This window comes from Paenibacillus bouchesdurhonensis, assembly GCF_900155685.1.
In the GTDB taxonomy this organism is placed as follows: domain Bacteria; phylum Bacillota; class Bacilli; order Paenibacillales; family Paenibacillaceae; genus Fontibacillus; species Fontibacillus bouchesdurhonensis.
In genome coordinates this window covers 778,153-804,302 of record NZ_LT732547.1, presented here as the reverse complement: position 1 = coordinate 804,302, position 26,150 = coordinate 778,153, and the positions used below count along the sequence as shown (strand labels likewise).

Here is a 26,150-nt window from a genome sequence, read left to right as displayed (position 1 = left end):
TTTTAGACATTATGACTCTAGGCATATACTCAAAAAGGAACCACAGGTTTATAAATTAAACTTGTGGATAACCTCCTGAAAGTAGCAGGGATTCGTCCCGCTACTTTCCTCAAAAGTAGTGTCACAAAAAAAGTTGGAGCGGAAACATTAAGTTTTCCCTCCAACCTTTTTTATTTTAGGGACTTATGGGACAGCCCCTTTTTACACATCAATTTGTTAAGGGCTGTAGAATTTTTGAGCCTTATTAAATAATTTCTCTTTCACTTCCTATCATTTTCTATCATTTTCAAGTTATTAGATTACTATATTTGCGAAATTTGCGAATCTCAAATAAAACCATTTTTGTCATTCTATTCAACAAATCATAAGTGAAGGTATTGATGAACTCTACGAAAGCATCATACATATCAAAACCATGAAAAAATAGTCTGCTTTTTTGCAGCTAAAAATGCAACCTAATTAAATTACCCGATACAATACAGGTACCCATGATTTTTCCTAGGGATGTTTACCGTGACATAAATTTTATTACCTTTTCCAAGACACGGGCTTGTTATCTCCCCAGGAAGGTATATTTTGCTAATATCCTTGCCAGATTCATTTAATAAAGTCATTTTTGAAACCAAACCTCGTTTGGCGTCTTTTGGAATATTTCCCCCCGAGGATGCAATAATCAATTTATTGTCATTTGATATCAGCGGAGGGGGGCCTATGCTTCCTTCAATTTTACTCTCCCACAACAGAGATTGGCTCATTAAATCAATTGCTTGTAGCCTAAATTCACTTCCTGCGATGTACACTAATCCGTTTCTACTTACAGCAGGAGATTCCCATAAAGAGTAGTCGTCATGTTCTGGGTATACCCACACATTTTCCCCTAGACCATTTAACTTCAAAAGTTTCATATTTTCATCAATAGGCCCCGTGGTCAGAAGCGAGTGGTCGGACAAAATAACCGGAATCACTCCTAGCATACCAACTTGCGTTTCCTTCCTCCAAATCTCTTGCCCACTCAAATTAATACAGTGTAAAGTATCTCCCTCAACAATTAGAATATTTCCTTCCGAGGTTAATACTGGTGAACACGATGATAAGAAATCTGTATTAAACGTCCATTCGATATTTCCATTATAATTTATGCGGTATACCTGAGCCCCATAGGTTGCTACATAAATGTTCCTCTCACTATCCAAGATAGGAGGATAAGAAATCATTTGGTTCAGTTCACTTTTCCATTCTATTTCTCCATTTGAAGAAATGGCATAAAGATAGCTTCTGCCTGAATCATCATTCAACATAGCAGCGGCATAGATTCTTTGGTCTGCACCAATTGCTGGAGTGCTAAGTTCTGATCCCAGTTGTATTTTCCATTTGGTATTCCCTTCAGGTGTATAGCAATACAAATCCCCCGACCGTGATCCAAAATAAATCTCGCCGTTTCTTCCAATGACAGCGGAGCACTGCTGAAGACTAGATGGAATCTTTAACTTCCACTGGATTTTTAGTTCAGATGGAGCATCAATTAGCGAATGCCTGATCCAATTGGTTTGGGAAGGCTGGTAAGCATATGGATCATATCCTCCTTCCATAAAACCGCCGGTTTCTTGATTCTGATCAAAGAGAATTTTCATATATTCACCTACTTTGATTATTTATTAACGAAACGCAGGAACGGGAGAAGGTACCCATTTAGATCCCGGCACAGGGATCGGCATCATATTCTCCAGAGGCTGAATAATTCCGTCTTCAAATTCACCAAGGTTATCCTTAACTATTTGATACACTCTGGATGAACTTATAGAAACCTCTTTATTTCCTTTCTTTTTATAAAAAGAATATAATGCGTATCCTCTTTCTGGAAACTCAATTTTCGTGTAGATATCTTCCTGAAGCTTCGGGTTGCCCCAAATTCCGAGCGACGAGGCACTCCTTAAAATGCTGTATTTATCCACAATGGACGTTGTACGGAAATGGACGGGGCGCGTTCAGAACTGGGGACAAATGCTGCTACAGTTTTCAGTTTTCTTCCCTGATCGTGTGGGTCAGCACTTGAGGTAGGGGGCGGAATCCCACTCTAAGCATCACCCTCTACATTTGTTTACACATAATTCTTGACAGACCCAATGAAATCTGAATTCCTATATTTAAAAGAATTCAATAGTATTGAGCATTTTAAACAAGAGCTCTTCATTTATATCGAGTACTACACTCACAAGCGTATCAAGGCAAAACTAAAGGGAATGAGCCCGGTCCAGTACCGAACTCATTCCCAGAGTTTCGCTTAATAAATAACTGTCTAACTTTTCGGGGTCACTTCAAAGTAGTAGTGGTCTTTTTGATATAAAATTTTTTAAATTAATGAGAACTATAATTTTTTTCATTATTCGCATTGATATTCACCCATGCGTCTGGTCTATTCAAAAATTAAAACATATCTATCCTCCCCTCTAGGGTTGAGGTCGATGAATCTTAATCGCCCCTGTTATCAGAAAGGCTGTAGAGTTTTTGAGCCTTATAAAACAATTTCTCTCTCAGCCTTCTATCATTTTCATGATTATTAGGTTTATGAATCTCATTTAAACCATCCTTAGAAACTGCATGCTGCTCTATTGCAAATTCGAGCGATGTATACGCACGGTATTTTAATAGTGTTGCAACCTGTTCCTTGTCAAGGATTCCTCCATTTCGGACAATTTCTCTATACTTATAAGCAACCGATTCTTTTATAAATGCCTTACTAAAAAAGATTTTTTCTAAATTTAAGATTTGATTTAATTGTATTCTGTCTGTTTTCAATGCATCAATAATTACACTCTCCAGCCCTAAATACTGATTCTCCATGTAATTCGCAATAATTTCTTCAAGCAATTCTTCATTGATATACGTTGTATCAGTTTCATCACACTTGTTTTTGAAATAATTCCATGTTATATGCTCTTTAACTGATGGATCCATATCAACCAAGTTAAGAACACTAAAGAGCCGATTTAATTGTTGCTTATTAATTTTTCCATTTAGCTCTAGTTGTTCACTAAGCTCATGCTTCGAAATGATATGATTAATTTCGGCAGCCAACTCACTTAAATCTAACCGATCACTATCCAACGATTCACTAATTTTTAAAAGAAGATTATTGTTCATACTTCTCATTCCTTTTTAATTATCTTCCATATTTTTTTGAATTACTATACTTATGCCATTTCATTATCTGAGATACTGAACTTCTGATTTCTTTTTTATACTGAGTAACGAGCATTTGTTGTGCACGATTTAATTCCGGTTCTCCATCCAATGGTTTTCCGTTCTGTCCCACTCTTACTACATTTTTTTTGTTATCAACAACATGAACATGGGGGGGAGCATGATCACCACTTCTATAATAATGTTCAATATAACCAAAATTATTTCTTCCAACTTCCTTTGGTGGTAGCTCAGTTGCATAAGCAGTTGGAAACAAGAAATCATCAACATTATCCCAAAAACTAGGTTTAGGCTCAATAATCTCTACTTTTATTCGAATACCTATGGCTTCATTATCTTTTAAAATAAAACTTGCTTCACCTATCGAACAATCAATATAACTACAAACATTATTACGAATTTCATCATTTGCTTTTTCTAATATCCTTTGATTATTTTTCTGCTTTGTAACACAAGATGTATTTTTGCAATATTTTACAATATACTTTTGTATATCATCCCACATCATTTTGTTATTAGCTAGTAACGGATTATCAATCAATCCATCAAGACCACTAAATGAATCAACGTAACATCCAGCGTCTTTTCCAGCTACGCACATCCCACTAGGATCCGTATAAATCAAAGGATTATTATGCACATACGTATACAAGTTCTGGCTCAGCGGATTAGTAATGTCCCCCTCATAGCTATCCTTCGACACGAATCTTCCCGCATTCGGGTCATACCAGCGGGCTCGGAGATACTGCAAATCCGTCGCTTCATCCCAGTACTCTCCAGAGTAGCGGAAGATATTCGGAACGGTCTCTTCCTCATGCTCCGGGTTGCCCCAAATGTCGTAAGTGTAGCTGTTCAGCTGGTTCCCCGCTCTATCGACCAGACCTACCACATCGCCATGTCCGTTAAATTGATAATACTGGACCTCTCCGGTTGCCTGAGCCACCCGAGACCATAGCCGGCCGGCTAAATCGTAAATATAGGTGTAGGTTAAGTTTGGGGTGCCATTGCTTACGTTCGCTTCTGCAATCAGTTTCGCTTGTTCATCATAGTAATAGCGGGTACGCTCGGTTCCTTCAGCCCGCTCGTATAGCAAGCCGTCGCCGTTATAGCTGTAGCTGACTTCTGTGCCGTCTTCACCTGTTACCTTCGTTAAACGGTTAAGGCTATCGAAGGTGAATTCGGCATTCGTCATGCCTCGAACCTGCTGGCCCTCTACCTCGAGGCGATTGCCGCGCTCATCGTAGACGTACTTCTTGCTGATGTCTTGTCCATTCTCCTCTTGAATTCGATTCAACGAATCGTAAGCGAAGGTATCGGCGGCTCCGTCCTGGCTTCGTGAAATAATGTTCTTATTGTCGTCGTATTGATAAGTGAACTGCTGGCCCGCAGCACGCCGTACTTCTGCATTTTCACTCATCTCACTCATAAGAGCTGCAGAACTGCTTCTCAGCGTTCTTCCCGCCGCACCAGGCGCGAGTGTCATCGCCGTCAAGTCATAACCTTCATACGTGTATGAGGTGCTTAGTCCATTACTGGAAGACTGGATCTGCAGCAGTCCGTTCGCTTGGTAGTCGAAGGTCATCCGATCAACGGGTGACCCGGACCCGGCAGCAAAAGCCGCCATTCTTCCATTGCTTGATGCATCATGGGCTACATCCAGAGCGCTAACCCGGTTCATGGCATCCAATGTATATTGAGCGCCTGTCGTATTACCGGAAGCATCCTTCAGTGTGTATCCCGCCCGCATCTGTTTATTATAGGAATATTCGATTTGTGTGCCGTCAGGATAGGCTATTTTCGTTAGCAACCCGGTTTGTGGATCATAGTTATACGTCGTATTCCCTGTAGCATCGGTCATTCCGGTACGGCGCCCCATCGCATCGTAACTATATTTTATCTGCTGGCCAGGCGCTTTGATCAGGGTAAGCAAATTATCGCTATTATACTCGTATTCCGTAAATTGACTCGCGTGATCCAGCGATTTGATCAGATTTCCTCTTGAATCGTAAAAGAAAGCCTTAACCAGCCGTTCCTCATTAATTTGCCGGATCAGGTTGCCTGCCTGGTTATATTCCTTCTCCACATACGTATTATCCGGATATTGAATTTTGGTCAGATAGCCTGCCAAGCTGTACGTATAACGTGTTGAGCGCTGCCCAGGATCGGTAACGGAAACCATTCGACCAAGTGCATCATATTCAAATCGGCTCTGTCCGCCATTTCCGTCCGTGACGATCACCGGATTACCTTCCAAATCGTAGGCCGTCTGCTCCAAAGGAACATAAACCCCGTTTCTCGATTCCTCGAACGACAATACATTTCCGAGCAGATCCTTCTTCTCCTGATGCTTCACGCCAGCAGGGTCGGTGTAAGTCGTCGTGCGGCCAACCATATCGTACTCGATTCTATCCTGAGAACCGTCTGCAAATATAGTGCCCGTAAGGCGATTGAAGCCATCATAGACATAACTGGTTTTATTCCGTTCGGCGTCTACAGACTCTTTCATATTCCCTTCTTGGTCATATGCGTATTGGAAAAGAGCGTCATCCACCTTCTCCTGAACTAGCAATCCTAGCGGGCTAAACTTTTCAACGATGACGATGCCTTCGGTGCCCGTAGTCGTGACCGTGTTCAGCTCATCGTCATACCTCACCGTCTTCGTGGTCTGATCACTATAAAGCGTTTGGATCGGACGGCCAAGTACATCATAAGTAAATGTGGTCAACGCACCCGACTCATCTTCTGCCGATTTTAATTCACCTGCTGAAGTATATTCATATTGTTGGTTAACCTCGGTAGGAAATCCATCTACGGAATGAACGACCATCGACCGCTTTGTAGGCAAATGCTTACCGTAAGGGGATTGGTATGTGTAGTTCACCGTGTTTGTTCTTTTATCATCTTTTACATTCGATGAGGTTATGTTTCCGTAAGGATCATAAACCAATTCCGTTTGGGCTAACAGTTTACCGCTGGCACTGTTCTCTCTAACGCTGGATTGCAGCACGCTCCCCTGGTTATTGTACTGATATTGCTCCACCCTTGACTGATTACTGCTGAGCTTGGTGCTGATTTTGCTTGGCAGCGCCCAGTAGAACGGAGCAGCAGATGCGGCATATTCATAGCTGATCTCCTGTCCCGTACTCCAATTTTCCGCCGTCACCAGTCCCTCATCATTGTATTGATAGTTAACGGAAAAAGGCTCTGATGTACTCCCTCCCTGCGCATAACTTGCTGCGATCTGAATAGGAGCGTTCCAGCCCTTCGATTCGTCGTAAGTGAATTGCTGCTTGTGCTGCGTGCTTCCATCCTCGCTGCGCTGCTCGTCTAAGAAATGGATATCCGGCTTGCTGCTCGATTGAAAGACCTTACTAAAGACTCGCGTATCCTTGGAGCGTGAAGCTTCCATCGTCGTTGTCCAGGTTGCTGAATCCCCATAACTATTCAAGTCCTCACCCGAATAACTGAATGTTACCGGGTGCAGAACTTCGTCGCCAGCCGTAGTAGAGTATGAGTCCTGACGAGAACTAACTTTAAATACAAAGTCAGTGGCGTAATCCCCGATCTGCTTCCGCGCTGGCAGGTAATCAAAATCAGTCACCCCTGAACCGGGACGAACGATACGGAGCAGCAGCGCAGATGATTTAACCGGTTGGAGTGCCTCTTGATTGGTCAATGAAGATAAGAAGTTAAACCGGGATTCTGGGTAAAAATAAAAGTATTTCGTGCTGCGTCCAGCGGCGTCTTTTACCTCGCTAAGAACCTTCTGGCCGTATTCTTCCTCCTGGAAATACTCCATTTTTCGATTCGTACCGGATTGAGTTACCGTTACCCGGTCTTCTGAATAGGTGAAGATCAATTCATTGCCGTCGCTATTGACGATACGTGACAAAATCGTACCTTCGCCCTGGGCTGCATAATGAAAATATACTTTGTTCCCATAATTATCAGCAGTCAAGATAAGATGTCCTGATGAATTAAAATAAAATTGATTTCCATTGCGAACGGATAACTTTATTTCGCTTGTCGAATTTCCGACTGTTTGCGTGCGGTCAGTTGTAAATTTTAGATCGTTCCATAAATAGCCTTCCAACTGCAAATCTTCAGACAGTTTGTAACGACCTGTACCAGGGAAATCCAAAATCCGCGAGCCGCCGTAGGTATCAATATACGGGATCTCCCATCTCCACCCTCTGCCAATAGCCGTGTCGAGCTCCTCCCTACGGATGCGGGACTCATTGATATAGGAATCATTCTCGAGCTTAACGCCGATTTCGTCATTAGCCCTAGCGCTGTCATACACACGGATCAGCGGAAACGAGAGGGCCCCCGGCAGTGAGAAATCCATATAACGGAGCTTCATCTCCCCGGTAGCCGTAGCAATTGAATTCGTTCCATAGCCTATTTCATATAAAGAGGAATCATCCTGCAAGGAATAGTGCTCCACTGCCGCTTGATCATACTCAAGGGACTGGACAGTCGCAGAGAAGTCATCTGCTAGTGCAGAGTAAGATTCGCTAGGGCTACTCTCTGCTTCTAGCACAAGGAGATCTGCTTCTTCTATAGCTCGCGATACATTGAAACGGGAAACAGCCGTCTCATACCCCTCTTTCCCCCCTTGCAACGCCGTGTAGATTTGGTACAACGTATAACCTTTAGACAACTGCTCATCCAGCCAATCCTCACTGACTTCAAATTGCCGAAGAATTCCGGGTACCGTAAGTACATTTCCTTCAGCTGATGCAACGGCAGGCGTGCCTTTATTATTTTGTTCCGATGCTCCATATACGACATTTTCCAGCAGGCTGGCGCTGACCAAGGTCAAACATAGAACGAAACATAGAATTCTCTTCATGATTTCACCTCAATTATTCTGTTAAAAAAGCCTCCGAACCTCAAAACGGATATACTTTCTTCGTTCTTCGCTTTAAATTTCCCTTAGAGTCATATTCGTAAATAAGGATATCTCCTGAAGGATAAATGATTTGAGTCAGCCGTCCATCCGGCCTATATTGAAAAGACGCCTCCGGTCTTATCTCCATTAAGGCCACCATAATTTGCAATTCGAGTGGGTGCGAATTTTTCTCGGCTAGTTTCACGTAGTAGGACTTTCTGCCCTCTAGGTCGAACTCCCATACGGTGTAATCAATCCCGAATTCCTGCTCGCTGTTCTCAATAGGTAATTCAGGAGTTACCAGCTCCGGTTGATCATATAAAGTCAGTTCAGGCTGTTGAGAGAATTCCAGCAGCTCCTTTGTAGCAAAGCGGTAACGCCCCGTTTCTGGTGCTACAAAGCGGTAGTAGCCATTTTGTCCGGCTGCTTTATACACGTAGACAACCTGACGATGCAAGAGATCTTCAAAGATATACTCCTGTACGTCGACGATTTCAAATGTCCGGTAAGGAGCCGCAAAAGTGACCGGATTGCCTGATGTCGTTTTCACTTGAGTAGTTCCGCTAGCAGGGATTGGGTAAGAAACGGTCGCCTTCTCTCCTTGCTTGATCACCGAGCCGTTTGAATCCAGAATGGTATAATCAAAATAACGATTGCCTGATGTACTTGCATTTGTAGTCAATTTCGTGGGAAAGCTGCCTTTATTCTTATACCCCACACTCTGATTTGTGGGCAATGTACTTTTCAGTAACGCCTGCTCTAGACTAGGCATAGCCTGAAAAGCTTGCCCGTAGGTAATTGTGACTGGCCGATCTGTTGACACCGTTATAACCACCTCCGCCCCGCCAGGAACGGACAGATTACCTTGATGATCAAATTCAGCTTCTAGCGGCTCTCCATTTGCAGCATAAATAGCATAATCAAACATAGATAATGAATCTTTAGAAGCGTTACTCGTTAAGGTTTGAGATGATGATTGTAAATTTACGAATAAATAGCTTTCATCTTTAGATAGTGTAACTTGGTTAATCGTAGGGTTTTCACCAGGCGTTCCCGTAAAGGAAGTGTAGACCCCGCCAAAGTTTATAATCTCAGTTAATGGTGTAACTGTAATAGAATGTACCGCTGGTACTGAAACGGGAGTAATACGGCTCGGATTCTCTCCTCGAATCGTTCCATCAGGACGCCGTAGTACATAAGCGAATTCCCTTGCCGGGGTTGCGTCGCTGTACAAATATTCCGATTTACCGCTAATATTTACATACGTATAGGAATTACCTGGCATGACCGCAGCCCTTAACATCGCCGGATATGTTGATCGTTCGATAAGGAAAGAATCGGTGTAGGAGAATGTTACCGGGCTTACAGATTGTCCCGTTACGATCGCATAACCTCCGGCAGGTATGGATACACTCCCTTTTTCATCAAAGCCTCCCCGATCCACGCTTCCATCATTGTTGTATATAGCAACGTCAAATTTCCCTCCGCTCTGAGCCGTATCGCTGGTGATCGCTCTGAGCTTGGAGCCGATATTCGTAAACAGGTATGATTCCCCTTCATGCACGATTTGCCTGGAGATTGCCTCGCCTTGCTTGTCCTTCCAATCGAACAAACGATATATAGCTCCAAAGGTAACCGGTATATCTGACACCGCAGTCACAACAATGTGATTTCCTCTAGATACTTGCGGATTGGTATACGTATTTTCTCTTTTTCCTTGCTGCGTGCCATCCGGATAGTATTCCGCCCAGTCGAAGCGGCTTTTGGAAGAAGCAGTAGTATACAAATATCTAGCAGCTGAGCTGATGTTTATAAACTCGAAGCTCTCTCCCTTGGATAAAGTCGCCCTGAAATGTGATGGTTCATCGCTAAGCTCTGCCGAGAAATCATCCGCATACTCAAAGGTAATTGGAGCGCTGTCCCGAACCGTAAATATGACGATTGAGCCAGGGGATAAGATCGGTGTAGCAAGAGAATTAAACCCTTGCGAAACATACTTTCCATTTGCGTCATAAACGGCGTAATCGTACCGGCCTTTTACTGCTCTAGCATCATTCTTAACGCTATTCCGAAGCGTACCGTGATTCGTAAAAATATAAGATGTCCCCGGTTCCGCAGTGACCCTGCTGAGTGCATCATCAGTACGATTTCCTCCCATAAAGGAGCGGTATGGGGCTCCAACACGAACCGGGTTCTCGGTAACCAAAGTAAGAGCTACACGTCTTCCTACCGCCACTAACGGCAATGAGGTCGTATTCGTTCCCCTGGAAACCTCTGAGCCGTCCGGCGAGTAAACGACGTAATCAAATTTATCTTTGGAGGTTCCTGCATGCTCCGGACGGTCTGACTTCGTCCCAACATTGGTAAATTCATGACTTTCTCCGGGATATAATACGAGACTATCGTATGCCGGCTCATCCGTTTCATAACCATAGAAACCTTCGTATGGAACAGCAACGGTAACCGGTATATCGGATGCTCCTGTAAGGACAATCGTATCCCCTACGCTAAAAGAAGGCTTGGAAGATGAATCTAAACTTGATTTCTCCAAAGCGCCGTCGCTTTTATAAACGGCATAATCATAGCGCATCCCGTTAGAGGATGCTGCATCGCTTATGATGCTTCTAGAAGCGAGTGCTTCATTAGAAAATAAATAGCTCTCGCCGCGATACAATGTCTTTTTCAAAAGAGCCGGGGTTGGCAAGTAAGAGTAAGTTAATACGTCGTTAAAACTTACCGTCACTGGGTAACCGTAGTCTGCAGAAATAACGGTATACCCCCCCTTAGAGTAAACGAGTGGATTTCCCGTATATGCCAGGTCATCGGACAATACTTTCCCATCCGAATTATAAGAGACATAGTCAAAACGAATATTATTAGTTGACTTGGCATCCGTACTCAAACTCGTGGTAGTGGAAGTATCATTCGTAAACTGGACGCTCTCTCCCGGATAAATAACCAAGCTAACTTTTGTAGCGAGCATAAACATATAGGTGCTGTCCGTCACCGTTAAATCCTCTGGTATCAACGTTCCATCTTCAATCTCTATCGTCTTGTAATCTGTAACTCTTTCATCCAGAGAGACGGATTTATTATCCTCTTGTTCTTGGTCAATAACTTCTATAGGCAGTGCTCCTCCTTCGGCAAATGTTGAGACTGGCCCCAAGCTTCCTAAAAACAGCAGAACAGTTAAACAAAAAAGAATTAATTTTCTAAGGCTCAATCCTCTTCCTCCTTTTCCCATATTTAATAATATATATATTTGTTATCGTCTAATTCCTAACTTTTCTTTTATAGGAATAAAGCACCTTATTTGGTTCTAATAACAACAAAAAGAAGCTGCCCCCAACATCCCGTTGAAGGCAGCTTCCAGCTTGTAGTTCCCATTCAATTTCCAGCCTATTTCCACGCCCAAATTGCCCCAGTTCTGCTGGATTTTTTTCACAGCTCGGGCTTCGTGATTTTGTCTCTTACTGCCTGGCTTCCTCTTATCCTTTCACTGCCCCGCCAACGATCCCCTCTACGATTTGCTTCTGCATGGCGATAAAGAATACAAACACAGGAGCAAGCGTAATGACCGTCATCGTCATGAACATTGGCCAATTGACCGCGAATTCTCCCTTGGCTTTATAAATTTCCAGAACAAGCGTTGTATTCTCCCGAGAGCTTAGGAACAGCATCGGGGACAGGAAGTCGTTCCAGATCCACATCGTTTGCAGTACGGCACAGGTGACCGTAATCGGCTGCAGCAGGGGCAGGATGATCTTCCAGAATATGCCCCAGACCGAGCAGCCATCGATAATGGCCGCCTCCGATAGATCCTTCGGAATGGTCTTCATATACCCCAGGATCAGGAAGAAGACAAACACCGAGCCCCCTAAATACATCGTCGTTAATCCATACAGCTTATCTACCAGCTTCAAGTTGGTCATCAACTGGAACAGCGGCACCAGCAGCGTCTGAAAAGGAACCATGAACCCGAGCAACAAATATCCCATAACGACCCGATTTACGCGAGTCCGGTTATACACGATCGGATACGCTGCCATGGCTCCGATCAGCACCATCAGGATAACGGCCGTTACGGTTAGAAACAAGCTGTTGCCGAAGCTGCGCAGTATCGGTGTCTCCTCAAATACTCTGGCATAATTCGAGAAGTTCCAGCTTGAAGGCAAGCTGACCGGCTTTGTCGCCGTCTCGAATTCACTTTTAAACGTGTTGACGATAATAATGTAAAAAGGGAAAAAGGTGAGCAGTCCGAAAGGAAGCATAAGAACATCCAGTATCCATAATTTCCGTTTGGATCCTATCATTGCATACGCTCCTCCCTTTTCTGCATCAGGTTGAATTGGACGAAGCCAATCACTAGTACGATAAGGAAGAAGATGACCGAAATCGCAGACGCGAGGCCGAACTGAGCTTCCGAAATCCCTCGGAGCACGATCACCTGCGTAATCGTATGCGTCTCAAATCCAGGTCCGCCGTTCGTCAAAGCAAACGGAATCTCATAAACCTTCAAGCCGTTAGTGATTAAGAGCAGCACGCTCACCGTCATCGCCGGAGCCAGCAGCGGAATAGTAATGTAGCGAATCTGCTGCCACTTGCTGGCGCCATCGATCGCCGCTGCCTCGAAGAAGTCCTTGGAAATCGACTGAAGGAAGGCCAGATAAATGACCGCGTGCCAGCCGGTCGTGGCCCAAACAGCGACGACGATCGTCGAAATCTTTGCCAGCACAGGATCGGATAACCATGGCTGTGCCGACATCCCGAACAGTTCGCGCAGGAATGTGTTTAGAATCCCCGACGGGATCGGCGCGAAGATAAAGCCCCAGATAAAGGCCAACAGCAGGCCGCTCGGAATGGACGGGAAGAAAAAGACCGCCCGCAGTACATTTTTGCTGAAAAAATTCTGATCCAGAATAAGCGCTAGCGGAATCGCAAGTAAAGTGACCAGCACCGTTGTTGCGACCGCAAACAATATCGTAAATGAAATCCCCGATACAATCGCATTGTCAGCAAACAAGCGCGCATAATTTTTCAAGCCGATAAAGTCATAGTTCGTTGAGTACCCGTTAAAATTAGTCAGGCTAAGCATAAATGAGCGAATTAACGGGTAAATCGTAAACAAGGTATAGATGATCAGAATCGGAATCAGAAACACCTGGTATTGCAGCTGTCGCATAAATTTACCCAAGATTGATCTTCCTTTCAGTGAGCTAGACCTTAGTAACTCTCCATCTCAATGAATTTCTTATCAATGGCTTGAACAGCTTCCTCCGGCGTAATCTTACCTACAGCCATATCCTGGGTCGAAACAACAAATTGGTTTCTTAGCGCTTCCTGGTATCTTGGCCAAGTGACCATGGGCAAATAGATTCTGCCTTGCATCAAGCCTTCCTCATATGCGTTTTGCAGGGCAGGATGCACTTCCGCCTCGAAGCCCTTGGCCGTCATGATTAAATTCGTGCCCTCATAGAACAGCTGCAGGCCTTCTTCACTGCTTAGGTACTCTAGGAACAGCAGCGCTTCCTCTTTGTTCGTCGTCTTGCTATTCACCGCAAATCCCACGCCTGGTGCCCCGACATAGTAGCTCTGGCCTTTCTCGAATCCAGGCAGACCCATGACTCCGAAATCCAGATCCGGCACCTGCGTCAATTTATCCATCACCCACGGGCCGCTGAAGAACATCGCGACATTGCCGAGTGCAAACTCGCTTTCGACTTGATCTCCAGTCAGGCCAATCATGTCGGAGGTCAAAATTTTCGTATCAATCAAGTCTCTTTTCCACACTTTAAACACTTCTGTCCATCCATCGGCAAATGTTTTTTCGCCAGCAAAGATTTTATCGTCAAACTCAGGGTCTTGGGACAGCACCATGTTACCGTATAGAGCTGAATGGATTTGCGTTAAATCCTGCATGGTATCATAAATCGGGACAATTCCTGCCTCTTTCAGCTTTAAGCACACGGCGATGAATTCATCCCAGGTTTCAGGGAGCTCCGTAATACCCGCTTGCTCAAATAGCGCCTTATTGTAGAACCAGCCGCCTACCCAGCCGTTTTGCGTAAAGGCGTAGGTTCTTCCGTCCTTGCTCAGCATTGGTTTATTGCTGTCGAGCATCACATCCATGAACGGATAGTCGGTCAGATCGATCGCGTGTCCGCCGTCGATAATTTCATTGCGGTTCTCGGCAGCGATCATAAAAATATCCGTCGCGGAATCCGACAATAGCATCGTCTGCAATTTCGAAATATAGTCTTTCACCGGCGGAGCAAATTGGAAATCAAAAGAAATATGCGGGTATTTCTTCTTGAACCCTTCCAGCACCGGCTTCATTTCGGACTCATTGTTCCAGGCTAGAATACTCAGCTTCACTTTTTCCTTGCTTTGCCCGCCCTCGGCGCTGCCGACTGCGCTTTCAGAGCTGTCTTTCCCTCCGCAGGCACTGAGCACCATCGTGACGATCATAACCATGACCAACAGCAGTGACTTTCTTTTCACGTGTAGTTCCCCCTCTTTTCAACGTTGTAAGCACTTACACTCATTCAAAGCTTACTCCGATTCCCTTCGCGGCGGAATTCATATTGTTGCGCAACTTCTTGTATTTCGTTGCACAGCTTAAAGTTTCTCGCCTCGATGGAGCTGACGATATTGCTTAGGGGACACATCATAGTATTTTTTAAACGTCCTGCTGAAATGACTCTCATCCACAAATCCAGTCACGGAAGCGATCATGCTGTTCTTCTCCTCCGTACGGAGCAACAATTCGGCGGCCTTCTCCATCCTGATCTGAATCACGTAGTTCCAATAGTTCACATTCATCTCCTGTTTGAACAGCCTGCTTAACTGGAAGCGGTCTACGCCAAATCGATCCGCCACCATCTGCAGAGACAAATCTTCCCCATAGTTGAGGTCGACATATTGCTTCACTCTCATGACCATATCTTCCGTTAGGTTCGGGCCTTTCATGATGCTGGCGATATGATCGATTAAGCTCATAAATAAAAGCTCCAGCTCTTGGACATTGCGATAGCTCTTTAGGTCATCCATGGTAATATTATCGAGCTTCGCACTTGACCTGCCCATAGGCGGAATCGACTGGGCAATGACGTATAGAAAATGAAGAACTAGGGAATAGACATCCTCCGGCGGAATCCATGAGCTGCGGAAATAATCGAACATTTCTGCCGTCAGCTCCCTGGCGGCCTCCGGGGCGAATTCGTGGACAACCATTTCCCGATAGGCCTGCTCGTAGGTCTGAAAGTGCTGCACGCCCCATGCCTTGTTGAACGCCTCCCCCTGATATGCATTCACGGGTTTACAGGTGTAGAAGCTCAGCATGCCTGCTTCCTCGCTCTCCTCCAGCAGCTTAGGAAGCTTGTCGGCATGGCATCCGTTCATCCTTCGGCTTACCCCGATGCTTACCGCGAGGTCAGATGCACTCTCTTGTATACGGGATAACGTCTCCTGGCACAGCTCCAGCAACCGGGATTCTGATAGAGGAGTAGTTATTCCCAGCAGGCAGCTGTATTTATCCCGGCTCTTTCGGTAAACTACCGGGATCAGCGTCGGCTCCGCCTGCAGCAGCCATTCCGAAAGCATCGGCTCGCTCAGGCTTTCCCCCTCAACATGGAGAACGGCGCATTGCTTAAGCTTCAGCAAGCAGCTCGCTCTCCCGACGGCGGCGAGGCTATTTGCATGCATAGACTTGGAATGCACCAGCTTTCCGAATTCATGGGCCAAAATGGATTGCTGCTCTGCTTGTATGGCGGATGAGAGCTCATGAATGGTTTTCTTCAGCAATACGACATCCACAGGCTTCAGCAAATATTGATAGACATCCAGACGCAGCGCTTCCTGGGCATAGGCAAATTCATCGTGGGCGCTGACAATGATCGTTTTCGGCTTCTTCACGGAATGATCCAACTGCTGCAAGGTTTCGATCCCGCTCATAAAAGGCATCTGAATGTCCAGTATGACGATATCCGGCAGAAATTCCCCAAGCTGCTGCAAGGTTTCCCGGCCGTCGTAAGCATGTTTGATTTCCGTAATCCCTAAGGTGGTCCAATCCATCGTCTTATCCAAAAAAGTGTGCAGGGAAGTTTGGTCATCCGCTATTAGTAATTTCATGGTATGTCCCCCTCGTAAAACGAGCTTATTCGATCCTCGGCACAACTAAATATACACAAGTGCCGGCATTTCTTGTGCTGCGAACACGGATTCCAAAGTCCTGTCCGAAGTTCAGCTTAATCCGATGATTGATATTATAAAGGCCGATATTCCCGTTCTTCTCCTCCGGCTTGTCCAGCTGCCGCCTAAGCCGTCTCAGCTCATTCGCATTCATCCCTCTGCCGCTATCCCCAATAGCGATGAGCAGACCTCTCTTCACTGTGGTTACGCTGATGCGAATGGCACCCTCTCGTCGATCCTCGCCAAATCCATGCCGGATACAGTTCTCCACGACAGGCTGAAGCAATAGCTTGGGTATTTTGCACGCCAATACGCGCATATCCGGAATATTCTCGTCGACCTGCAAGCGGTCATCGTATTTTTTATTCATGATATAAAGATAATTTCTTATGTGCTCCAGCTCCGTTCTAAGCTCCACCAGCTCACCCGACTGTCTCATCGAATAACGGAACATGTGGCTTAGGGAAAGCACGATATGATTGGAGGACTCAATGTTACCGCATACAATTTCCGTCTGCAGCAGCTGCAGCGTATTGAAGAGAAAATGAGGATTGATCTGGGCTTGCAGCGCCTTCAGTTCTTCTTCTTTTAGCGCGATCTGAGTCAAATAGTTTTGCTGAATGAGCAGGTCAATTCGATCGATAAGCTCTTTAAATTTCATCCCGATCTGATTGATTTCGTGATACTGGTAGTTCTTATCGCGAATGTACAGCATGTCGTCGGTTCCGATTTTGTCCAGTGTCTTCAGCAGGCCTTGCATCGGCCGGGAAATGCGAAAGGTGACCGCCAGGCTGATCAGCACATTTAGAATCAGACACAAGTAAAGGATTCGTGCCAAATTCGACTTCAGTGGAGCCGATTGGCTTGTGATTTCACGCATCGGCACAGCGGAGATCATCATCCAGCCTTCAACGGCCGTCGGCTGGTAAATAATCAAATGCTCCTCCCCGTAAAATGGCGTGCGAAAATTGCCCGACTTCTGCTCATATATCTCATCGATCCCATCAATGTCCATGATTTGGCCAATTTCATCGTCGTTCTGGTGAACGATAATTCTCCTGTTCTCGTCAATCAGAAAGATGCTTCCATTGTTCTGATAATTGTTGCGCTCGAACATGCTGTTTACTTTCTGCAAATCCAGGTTGGCAATGACCGAGCCGATAACCTCGCGGCGAAAGCCTTTGACCTGCATAGCTACGGACAAGGTGGGACGTCCATAACGAGATATGTCCGAGCTTAAATAATAATCCTGACGATGTATGCCTAGGCTAAAAAAGTAATCTCCCTGACGAGGCTGAAAGGATTCCTGTACCCAAGGCTGCGCCCCGAAAGAATACTCCCACCAAAGCGAGCTCCGCCCGTTCAAATTGTTGACATACCCGTTCTTCCCTAGGATGAGAACATCGCTGATTAATGACTGGTACGTATTGATGCTCTGTGTAATTTCAGAAATATTCCGTTCATGCTGCAGCAAATAGGCCATATCGGGCACCTCAGCATGCCGCATAATCGCTCCGACGGATTGGTTGCTCGCCAGCACCAGCAGCGACCGCTTCGTCTCCTCCAGGTTGAAGCTCAAGCCTTGGGCAGCCTGCTCCATCACCTTGTTGCTTGACCGGATCACCTCTTCCGTAATCATTCGGGTCGAATCGCGAATCGACAACATCCCGAGCAGTACAAGCAGCAGCAGGTTACCAAGCAAATAGTAAATGAGGAACGTCCGATAAATCGTCTTTTGCAGCACGAAACGGCGTAAAAATCGTAGTATTCTGTCCATACATAGCTCCCTCGATAGCTGATCATTCTCCACATTCATCCTAATGCATTTTAGAAAAAGATCAAAGTAGATTGAAAGAAATCACCTCTTTCAAGCCAAAGTTTTTGAATCCGGGGAGAGACTATTCCGTCGGAGTTGGAAGGGAGGCAGCAGATTCTTTCATTTGCTCTCTACGCTGTCTGCGGTGATGAAGCGCATAGTACAGGATCGTTGTAAAAGCAACCACAATCGCCCCGATAAAGTACATCGTTCCATAGCTGGTCATGGCCGCTATAACCCCCAGCACGTAAGAGCCGACTCCATAGCCTGCATCAAAGAACACAAAATAGGTGCTGGTGGCCAGTCCGCTGCGCTCAATCGGAGAGGATTTAATGGCAATGGCCTGGAAGCTTGGCAGCAATGCTCCATAGCCTAGGCCGATCACCCCGCCAGCCGCAAGAAAGGCAAAGGGGCTACTCGCCTGACTGAGCCAGATCATGCCAATGACGAAGAAGAATAGACCGGGATACACGAGGATATGCTCGCCTTTTTGGTCGAACAGCCTTCCCGTGAATGGCCTGGAAATCAATATGAGAGCGGCGAAAACAATGAAGAAGTAGCTGGCCATCGGCTCCATGCCAAGGCTTTTTGCGTAGACGGAAATAAATGTGGAAATGGCTCCGTAAGAAAATGCCAGTATAAAGCCGGATATAGAAATTGGAATGGCCCTCGGTTCAATGAAGGTTTTCCAGTGCCATGATGAGGCCGTCCCCTTCTTCTTCACCTGCTCTATCGGGATTTGCAGCAGCAGGCCGCAAACCAAAGAAAGTGCTGAGAACACGAGACATATTACGAATAGCAGAGGGAAGTTGAAATGGGAGATAACCACTAGACCAAGGAACGGCCCGAAGACCATCGCAAGGCTCATGAAAAGCGTAAAGTAACCGATCCCTTCGCCTTTGCGTTTCTCCGGGATCAGCTTGATGGCGATCGCCGAGGTGGTGGTCGCCGCTACGCCGAAGGCAGCCCCGTGAATGACGCGTAATGCGAGCAGCGGTGCGAAGCCTTGAATAGCCAAGTATAGAGCGCTGCAAACCGCAAACAAAATGAGCGAAGCATTCATGATTTTGCGGTTGTCCAGTTCATTCAACCATTTTCCGGCCAGTGGACGGAAGATGACAGCAGCGATGACAAATACCGTTGTAACTAAACCGATCCCCTTCTGGCTGCCTCGCAGCGATTCCAGCACAAAGGCAGGCAGCGTTACTGCCAAAATATAAAACGTCATAAACACAAAAAAACTGCTGAAACAAAATCAGCAAGAAATTCTTGTTCCATAATGATGATTCTTTCAAACCTTTTTCCTGCTTTCTTTGTTGGATTTGGAAGTGAGTCTGCTGCAGGCGTTACAATCGTTCGTTTATTTTGTGAAATGCCCGGCGGATCGCTGCCAGTTCTTCCTCGGTGAAGTCTTTTAAATACGATTGCGTAAATTCGATCTCAACCGGCAACAGTTTCTGGCTCAAGCTTCGTCCGCTCTCGGTGACATGGATTAAATAGGATCGCCGATCCTCCTTATTGGCCGCTCTTCTTATGAACTCTTTTCTCTCCAGTTGATCAAGAATGCGGGTTACGTTCGTCGGATCTTTCTCGGTGCGCCGGGACAGCTCCGCTTGCGTAATGCCGTCCTCTTCCGTCAGCGTCTGCAGCACGCCCCACTGTTCGGAAGTGATGCCATATTCATGGAACTTTTGAGTTAAATGCTGAGTGATTTTCCGGCCAGTATTTGTAATGATATAACCAAGGGAATCTTTGATTCGCAACGATAGCGCCTCCTCACAATATAATTCATATGTATAACAATTATAGATATGGCAATTAATTTTTGTCAACCGTATTGCATATTATGAATCAGTCTGAACCAGAATAACGATGTCTTTCCAATTGAAATCCTAAGGAGTGTTATCTATGCGCGAAGGTTTGATTCCTACTGTTCTTGGAGCCGTAGTATCTGCTTCAGCCGCCTCACTGCTTAGAAGCAAGTACAAGCTTGCTGCGACCGGCGCTCTCGGCTTCGGCCTGGCCCATATCGTGCTCGGCACGATTGATCTCATCGAGCATCGGTAGCCGAAATTGTGAAGGATCACCCGGGAGGCTTGTCTTCCCGGGCTAATTATTCACTCCTTGGGCTGATGCCCATACCCCAAACTAGTCATTCGCATAGAATGTCTTATCAATCGAAATGGGAGTGAATTTCTTGAATCATTATTATCCAATGCACCACCATTACATGCCGCATCACGGAGGACATATGCAGCAGCCTCTTCCAGTAACCCTTGTCGACCCCTGCGTGGTCGATGCGCTGAAAGCCAATGTCGGTAACTATGTGGTGCTGGAGACGACCCGCGGAGGAATTGACGGCTGCATCGCCGATGTTAAACCGGATCATGTCGTCTTGGATGCGCGAGGCAAAAAGTTCTTGGTTCGCATATGCGAAATTGTGTGGATCATGCCAAAATAGCGAAAAGCATAAAGGGGACAAAAAGAAAGCTGCCATCCGCAGCTTTCTTTTGCACTTTTCAGAAAATATCCAGTTTTGCGCCTAGCTATCCACTGTGGTCTATATCGACTTGGCGGCTCAGCCGCTCCTTCTCGTTCCCTTCTCAATTACATCATCATTTACAAACCACGTGTATCATGCTATTATAGACTTTGATTCAAATATTCAAAACTTCAGATATATGAATATATGAAACAAGGAGAACCATTTGTAATGGACAGAAGCATACAGCAGTTTAAGGCCGACTTTTTCAAAGCGCTCGCTCATCCGATGAGAATTCGCATTCTGGAAATATTAAGCCAGGGGGAACGCAACGTGAACGAGCTGCAAACGTTGCTGGAGTCCGAAGGCTCTGCGGTATCCCAGCAGTTGGCCGTACTTCGCGCTAAGAACCTGGTTAATACCGTGAAGGAAGGAACCACCGTTATTTATTCGCTTCGCGATCCGTTGATCAGCGACCTGCTAGGGGTAGCCCGGCAAATTTTTAACAATCATTTGGTAGAATCTATCACACTGCTGGAGGATATCAACAAGCAATCCTAAGACGAGCAAGCACGATCAAGTTCCCCGCTATCCGCGGGGTTATTTGAAATTTTAGGCAACAAACTATTAGAAAAGAAGGGTAAACAAATGAAATGGATAGGACGATTTAGTGGTTACTCTACAGATTCGTTTCGCAAGGATTTAGTATCGGGCTGTATCGTCGGAATTGTCGCCATTCCGTTAGGGATGGCTTTTGCCATTGCTTCGGGTGTGAAGCCCGAGTATGGATTGTATACGACGATCATTGCCGGGATTTTGATCTCCCTGCTTGGCGGGTCGAAGTTTCAGATCGGCGGCCCGACAGGGGCGTTTATTCCGATTCTACTGGCGATCGTCATGCAGTATGGATACGAAAACCTGCTGATCGCCGGATTTTTGGCGGGTGTATTTCTAGTACTGATGGGGCTTCTCCGGCTAGGGTCATTAATCAAGTTCATACCGAAGCCGGTTACCATCGGCTTTACCTCCGGGATCGCCGTCATTATTTTCAGCGGACAAATCGCTAACTTTCTGGGACTTGAGGGTGTGGAGCGGCATGAATATTTTTTCTATAACATGAAAGAGATTTTCCTGCAGATATCCACATTGAATCTATACAGCGTATTGATTGCTGGCATATGTCTAGCTGCACTTATTCTGACTCCTAAATATTTGCCGAAGGTTCCCGGCTCTCTCGTCGGCATTATCGTCTCGACATTGGTTGCTACCTGGCTGTTCCCGGACAAAGTAACGACGATCGGCTCGGCTTATGGGGCCATTCCCGCAGGGCTGCCGAGCTTCACTCCCCTTGATTTGAGCTGGGAGCGCATTATCACGATGCTGCAGCCCGCTCTCATTATCGCTATGCTTGGGAGCATCGAGTCGTTATTGTCCGCCGTGGTAGCGGATGAAATGACGGGCTCCCGCCATAACAGCAATCGGGAATTGATTGGTCAAGGTGTAGCCAATATCGCGGCGCCTCTGTTCGGAGGCATCCCGGCTACCGGAGCGATTGCCCGGACGGCAACAAATATTAAAAATGGCGCCGCCTCCCCTATGTCTGGAGTCATCCACGGCATCGTCGTGCTGTTGATTGTTGTTTTGTTCGCGCCATACGCCTCCAGCATACCGCTGGCAAGCATGGCTCCTATTTTAATGGTCGTCGCCTGGAATATGAGTGAGTATAAGACTTTCACCCATATGCTCAAAACGCGAACCGGGGATTCGCTGATCCTGCTCGTCACCTTCCTATTGACGGTATTCACGACCTTGACGGTTGCCGTTCAAGCCGGACTAGCCTTGGCGATCATTCTGTTTCTCAAGCGGATGAGCGGCATGCTCGCCGTAGACAAGGTACTGCCTGATCACTCCTCGGACAAAGAGAAGGTGCAAGCGCATAGAGTAACCGAAGAAAGAGATTGTCCGCAGCTCGGCATTTATACCGTTGAAGGAACCTTGTTCTTCGGGGCCTCTCATGTGCTGGAGAACTTGGGGCAAAAGCTGCTCGCGGATCAAGACCTCCGGGTCGTACTGCTTCGCATGGGCAGGGTGCCCTTTATGGATACGACGGGGGAATCCAACTTTATCAGCCTAGTCGAGCGCCTAATGCAGCGCGGGGTTATCGTCGTTATTTCTGGCTTGAGATCGCAGCCTAAGGAGCTTCTCGTCAAGACTGGCAGCTATGCGATGATTGGCAAAGACCGCTTCTTCGAGCATACGGGCGAAGCGCTGAACTATGCCCTTGAAAATCTGCAATTCAACAAATGCCTCGGCTGCAAGCAATTCGCGTTCCGCGAGTGCACCGGGCTCAGCAGCACCGGCAGCCTGCGCCAGCATATTTCTTGATTTTATTATTGATTAAGCATTCAAAAGGTAGACCCTCCCACTGAAATTAACAGGGGAGGGTCTACCTTTTGTGTGAACCCTAATATTTTAATAATTTAATTTTGATTGGATGTAATCCTATAAATTGGTATAATGTGTTCGGTCATATTAAGAGGAGGTGCTTACAAACAGACGATTATTCTGGAGGATATTTACATTTCAAGGTAAAGGAGTTGTGCTATTTATGAATTCTTGGCTTTTGAAGTGGTTCTCCGTATCCATGCACGTCAAATGGTTCACGGAAGATACTCATTGGTATCCACTTCCTATTGCCAAAGTGATTACACCTGCTTTTATTTTCTGGTTAAGCTTCACATTAATTATCCTATTTTTAGCCGCGATCCTCAGCGAGCCTCTTGAACGTATTAGAATTGTTCGCGGAACCCATCAGTTTCTGAATAATTTAAAACGCTTCCAACTATTAATCCTGCGCGTCGGAGTCGGAATCGGCCTTATCCTTCAACTTATTACCGGAACCTACCTTGCTCCATCTTTTCCAGCCGATCATTGGTCTATATACGCTTTGCTTCTCATAGCCATGATCGGACTGCTGAATCGCAAGCTCCTAATTGTCAGTGGAACCTCCCTAACCATCCTGTACATGACTGCCATCCTATCCTATGGAATATTCCACCTTCTCGACTACATGTTTTATATTGGGATCATATACTACCTGTTTGCTGTAAATAGCGCTAAGCTGCAAAGAACAGTTGCTCCAATGCTATATTTTTGGACCGGGCTATCTCTTGCCTGGTTAGCCATGGAGAAATTAACGATCGCCAAGCTAGCATGTTCATTAATGCACGAATATGGGATACCATCGTTTGGATTTACCGTGGAGGATTTTGTATTAATCAGCGGGTTTATTGAACTTGGCTTAGCCTGGGCTTTAATAGTCGGTCTAATGAACCGCTTTATCTCATTTTTATTGACAGGAATCTTCATGACTACCACGACTGTCTTTGGATTTACTGAAATTGTAGGACATACAATAATGCATACGATTTTAGTAATGTTCATTATTGAGGGCAATGATAGTTTTAAAACCCTGTTCAAATTCCACCGTCGCCCTGTTCTGCGCTATCTGTTTGTTACTGTCAATTTCTGTGTGCTGTTGTTTGCTATGATGGCGGTATATGTCTGGATGGGACAGCACAGTACGGCATAACTTTACAAAATCATATATGACAAGCCTCGGTCGTTTCAACCGAGGCTGTTATCATTTTGAATCGTAGGAGCACCAATCCTTTTCCAAGCTCGCTTATGAAGCTGTACCCGTCACGGTCGAGCCGTTCTTCTTAATTGTATAGTTGACGATCTCCCCGCTCCAGAAGTGGAATTTAAGCGTTATTGTTCCATCATTCACTTCGTTGAAAAATGCCTGCTGCAGTTTGATTTTGCCCTCGCTATATGCCGGGCTGAAAGTGGTCTCGAATTCTTTAAAGGAGGTCCAATTATGCGGACCGGCATTGCCTCCGTTTACATAAACCGCTTCCATCGTGGCAAGCTGATCACCATTAAAAGCGGTAGGAATCGCAAAGGAGGAAGTAGTCCCTGTCGTACTGCTCAGCTTGGGCGTGTTGTACAGTACTACATTAAATTTCCAATCGGCGCCTTTATTGAATTTTGCCACAATCGTCGCATTTACCCCCAGTTTCCCCGAGGTGGTCAGCTTGCTCAGCTGACTTGCTTTAAAAGTCAAAGTGCTTCCGTTCAAAGTATAGTCCGTGCCTGACTTCAGTGTTGTTCCGTTCACGGAAAGCGAGATTAACGTATTTCCGTTCAGATTGAGCTGAACCGAGGTATCTTTGACAGCAGTTCCTTGCTTAACATGAAGCAGATCGCTGGAAGCCGTCGATGAACGCCCCGTCCAACTGGCCTTGATCATATTAAACAAATCCGGATCAGCCCAATTGAAGCTCGTCCGATTGAAGTGCTGTCCGTTATCCCATAACATGGTGGCCATGCTTTTTTGCTTCACATACTGGGCGAAAAACTCAAAGAACTTCAACTTCTCCCCCTGCTCAATGACGCCTGTGTGCTTATCGAACCCAAGCAGGCCATATTCGCCGATAATCACCGGAATTCCTTTCGCTACAAATGTGTTATACACATTATCGAAGGTTGTTGTAATATCATTTTGTGTTTCCGCATCAAATTTAGTGTGTCCTGCAATATTTACGCTGAAAGGCCAAAATCCATAAAAATGCACGGTAGCGATAATATTCTTGTCATTCAGCTTGGAGATCGTATTATAAAGCGCCGTCATTCTCTCTTGGGTTGGAGATGCTTCAAGTGTTGAAAGTACGAGCGGGCGCGTAGCATTCTGACCCCCGGAATTTCTGACAATGTTGAAAAAGGATACGTTGAGCTCATCCAGCATTTTTTGCTGCTTGGCTTCATCTGTAGTTCCGCCATCCGTGAAGCGAGGCTCGTTCACGCTCTCGAACATGAGCTTGTTCGGGCTGTTCTTGAACTTATCGGCGATTTGCCTCCAAATGGCATTATACCGGGCCAGCACTTGATCATGCTGCGACTCCATTTTGCTGATCCATAGCCAGGAGTCATGATGGACATTGATCATGACATAGAGGTTGGCGTCTAAAGCCCATTGGACAACCTCCTGTACCCGATTCAAATACGCCGCTTCGATTTGATAATTGGGAGCCCCGCCGATATGTGAATCCCAGGTGACCGGAATTCGTATGCTCTTATAGCCTTGAGCCGCGATATTTTGAATCAGCTCTTTGGTGATACGCGGATTGCCCCATGCCGTTTCATCCGCACCGACAGCATCCAGAGAATTGCCAAGGTTCCATCCAGGCTGCATCGCCTCAACATAGGACTGCATTGCACTTTGAGGAGCCGCTGCATAAGCGGCACCAGGAACGACAGCGGCCAATAACGCAACAACGATGGCCAGTGGGAGAAAAACCTTACTGCTTCTACGTTTTTTCATCTGAATTCTCCTTTACCTTTTTTGAATTAACATTTGTTGTCATGAAAGCGGTTTCGAGGACTAATTTACCACATTTTCCATATGGCATGCACCATCATAATTAGAGAATAAATCATGTGTAAATTAGCGATTCTGACTCTTCCTTCTAAATAAAGCTGGATAAATAAGCTTATTCCCTTGGAGA

16 protein-coding genes and 3 pseudogenes are annotated in these 26,150 nt (G+C 45.7%); 7 read left to right on the top strand and 12 right to left on the bottom strand.

The genetic code is table 11. The features are described from left to right. Nucleotides 1–464 precede the first annotated feature (464 nt). A complete protein-coding gene (locus tag CZ379_RS03245) occupies nt 465–1,631 on the bottom strand; it encodes an outer membrane protein assembly factor BamB family protein (protein WP_110930292.1) in 1,167 nt (388 codons plus the stop codon). Nucleotides 1,632–1,911: 280 nt separating this feature from the next. Between CZ379_RS03245 and CZ379_RS26550 the strand changes: the two are divergent. Both CZ379_RS26550 and CZ379_RS03235 read left to right on the top strand, forming a co-directional pair. Next, nucleotides 1,912–2,058, top strand: a pseudogene (locus tag CZ379_RS26550) (IS256 family transposase); the annotation flags it as partial. 65 nt (nt 2,059–2,123) lie between these two features. After that, nucleotides 2,124–2,285: pseudogene (locus CZ379_RS03235) on the top strand (IS3 family transposase); the annotation flags it as partial. A gap of 184 nt (nt 2,286–2,469) precedes the next feature. Here CZ379_RS03235 and CZ379_RS03230 read toward each other — a convergent pair. The 10 genes and pseudogenes from CZ379_RS03230 to CZ379_RS03185 form a co-directional block, all read right to left on the bottom strand. Next, nucleotides 2,470–3,141, bottom strand: a complete 672-nt coding sequence (locus CZ379_RS03230) for a hypothetical protein (RefSeq protein WP_110930291.1) — start codon at nt 3,139–3,141, stop codon at nt 2,470–2,472. A 19-nt stretch (nt 3,142–3,160) separates the two neighbouring features. After that, complete coding sequence (locus tag CZ379_RS03225; protein ID WP_110930290.1) at nt 3,161–8,056, bottom strand: RHS repeat-associated core domain-containing protein; 4,896 nt, start codon at nt 8,054–8,056, stop codon at nt 3,161–3,163. A gap of 40 nt (nt 8,057–8,096) precedes the next feature. Further along, the gene (locus tag CZ379_RS03220; protein WP_234404792.1) at nt 8,097–11,318 is read right to left on the bottom strand and encodes an RHS repeat domain-containing protein; all 3,222 of its coding nucleotides are present in this window, start codon (nt 11,316–11,318) and stop codon (nt 8,097–8,099) included. Nucleotides 11,319–11,583: 265 nt separating this feature from the next. After that, nucleotides 11,584–12,408: a carbohydrate ABC transporter permease gene (locus CZ379_RS03215; RefSeq protein WP_110930288.1), complete on the bottom strand. Its 825-nt coding sequence runs from the start codon at nt 12,406–12,408 to the stop codon at nt 11,584–11,586. Then, complete coding sequence (locus tag CZ379_RS03210; RefSeq protein WP_110930287.1) at nt 12,405–13,289, bottom strand: carbohydrate ABC transporter permease; 885 nt, start codon at nt 13,287–13,289, stop codon at nt 12,405–12,407. The genes CZ379_RS03215 and CZ379_RS03210 overlap by 4 nt, the downstream gene beginning before the upstream one ends. Nucleotides 13,290–13,318: 29 nt before the next feature. Further along, the gene (locus CZ379_RS03205) at nt 13,319–14,596 is read right to left on the bottom strand and encodes an ABC transporter substrate-binding protein (RefSeq protein WP_110930286.1); all 1,278 of its coding nucleotides are present in this window, start codon (nt 14,594–14,596) and stop codon (nt 13,319–13,321) included. A gap of 117 nt (nt 14,597–14,713) precedes the next feature. Then, the gene (locus tag CZ379_RS03200; protein WP_110930285.1) at nt 14,714–16,225 is read right to left on the bottom strand and encodes a response regulator transcription factor; all 1,512 of its coding nucleotides are present in this window, start codon (nt 16,223–16,225) and stop codon (nt 14,714–14,716) included. Between the two features lie 25 nt (nt 16,226–16,250). Beyond that, the gene (locus tag CZ379_RS03195; RefSeq protein ID WP_110930284.1) at nt 16,251–18,062 is read right to left on the bottom strand and encodes a sensor histidine kinase; all 1,812 of its coding nucleotides are present in this window, start codon (nt 18,060–18,062) and stop codon (nt 16,251–16,253) included. 121 nt (nt 18,063–18,183) lie between these two features. After that, nucleotides 18,184–19,396, bottom strand: a pseudogene (locus CZ379_RS03190) (MFS transporter). Between the two features lie 51 nt (nt 19,397–19,447). Next, entirely contained in the window at nt 19,448–19,864 is a 417-nt protein-coding gene (locus CZ379_RS03185; protein WP_110930283.1) for a MarR family winged helix-turn-helix transcriptional regulator, read from the bottom strand. 145 nt (nt 19,865–20,009) lie between these two features. Here CZ379_RS03185 and CZ379_RS03180 point away from each other — a divergent pair, with 145 nt between their 5' ends. The 5 genes from CZ379_RS03180 (at nt 20,010) to CZ379_RS03160 (ending at nt 24,175) form a co-directional block, all read left to right on the top strand. Further along, nucleotides 20,010–20,168 carry an asparagine synthase gene (locus CZ379_RS03180; RefSeq protein WP_110930282.1) on the top strand — a complete coding sequence of 53 codons (159 nt, stop codon included), beginning with the start codon at nt 20,010–20,012 and terminating at the stop codon, nt 20,166–20,168. 130 nt (nt 20,169–20,298) lie between these two features. Continuing rightward, the gene (locus CZ379_RS03175) at nt 20,299–20,562 is read left to right on the top strand and encodes a DUF2642 domain-containing protein (protein ID WP_407668592.1); all 264 of its coding nucleotides are present in this window, start codon (nt 20,299–20,301) and stop codon (nt 20,560–20,562) included. A 252-nt stretch (nt 20,563–20,814) separates the two neighbouring features. Beyond that, on the top strand, nt 20,815–21,144 hold the full coding sequence (locus CZ379_RS03170) for an ArsR/SmtB family transcription factor (protein ID WP_110930281.1): 330 nt from the start codon (nt 20,815–20,817) through the stop codon (nt 21,142–21,144). Nucleotides 21,145–21,231: 87 nt separating this feature from the next. Next, nucleotides 21,232–22,968 (top strand): SulP family inorganic anion transporter, encoded by a 1,737-nt coding sequence (locus CZ379_RS03165; protein ID WP_110930280.1) that lies wholly within the window; start codon nt 21,232–21,234, stop codon nt 22,966–22,968. A gap of 223 nt (nt 22,969–23,191) precedes the next feature. Continuing rightward, on the top strand, nt 23,192–24,175 hold the full coding sequence (locus tag CZ379_RS03160; protein ID WP_234404791.1) for a hypothetical protein: 984 nt from the start codon (nt 23,192–23,194) through the stop codon (nt 24,173–24,175). Nucleotides 24,176–24,268: 93 nt separating this feature from the next. Here CZ379_RS03160 and CZ379_RS03155 read toward each other — a convergent pair whose 3' ends face one another. Further along, complete coding sequence (locus CZ379_RS03155; RefSeq protein WP_110930279.1) at nt 24,269–25,966, bottom strand: cellulase family glycosylhydrolase; 1,698 nt, start codon at nt 25,964–25,966, stop codon at nt 24,269–24,271. Between the last annotated feature and the right edge of the window lie 184 nt (nt 25,967–26,150).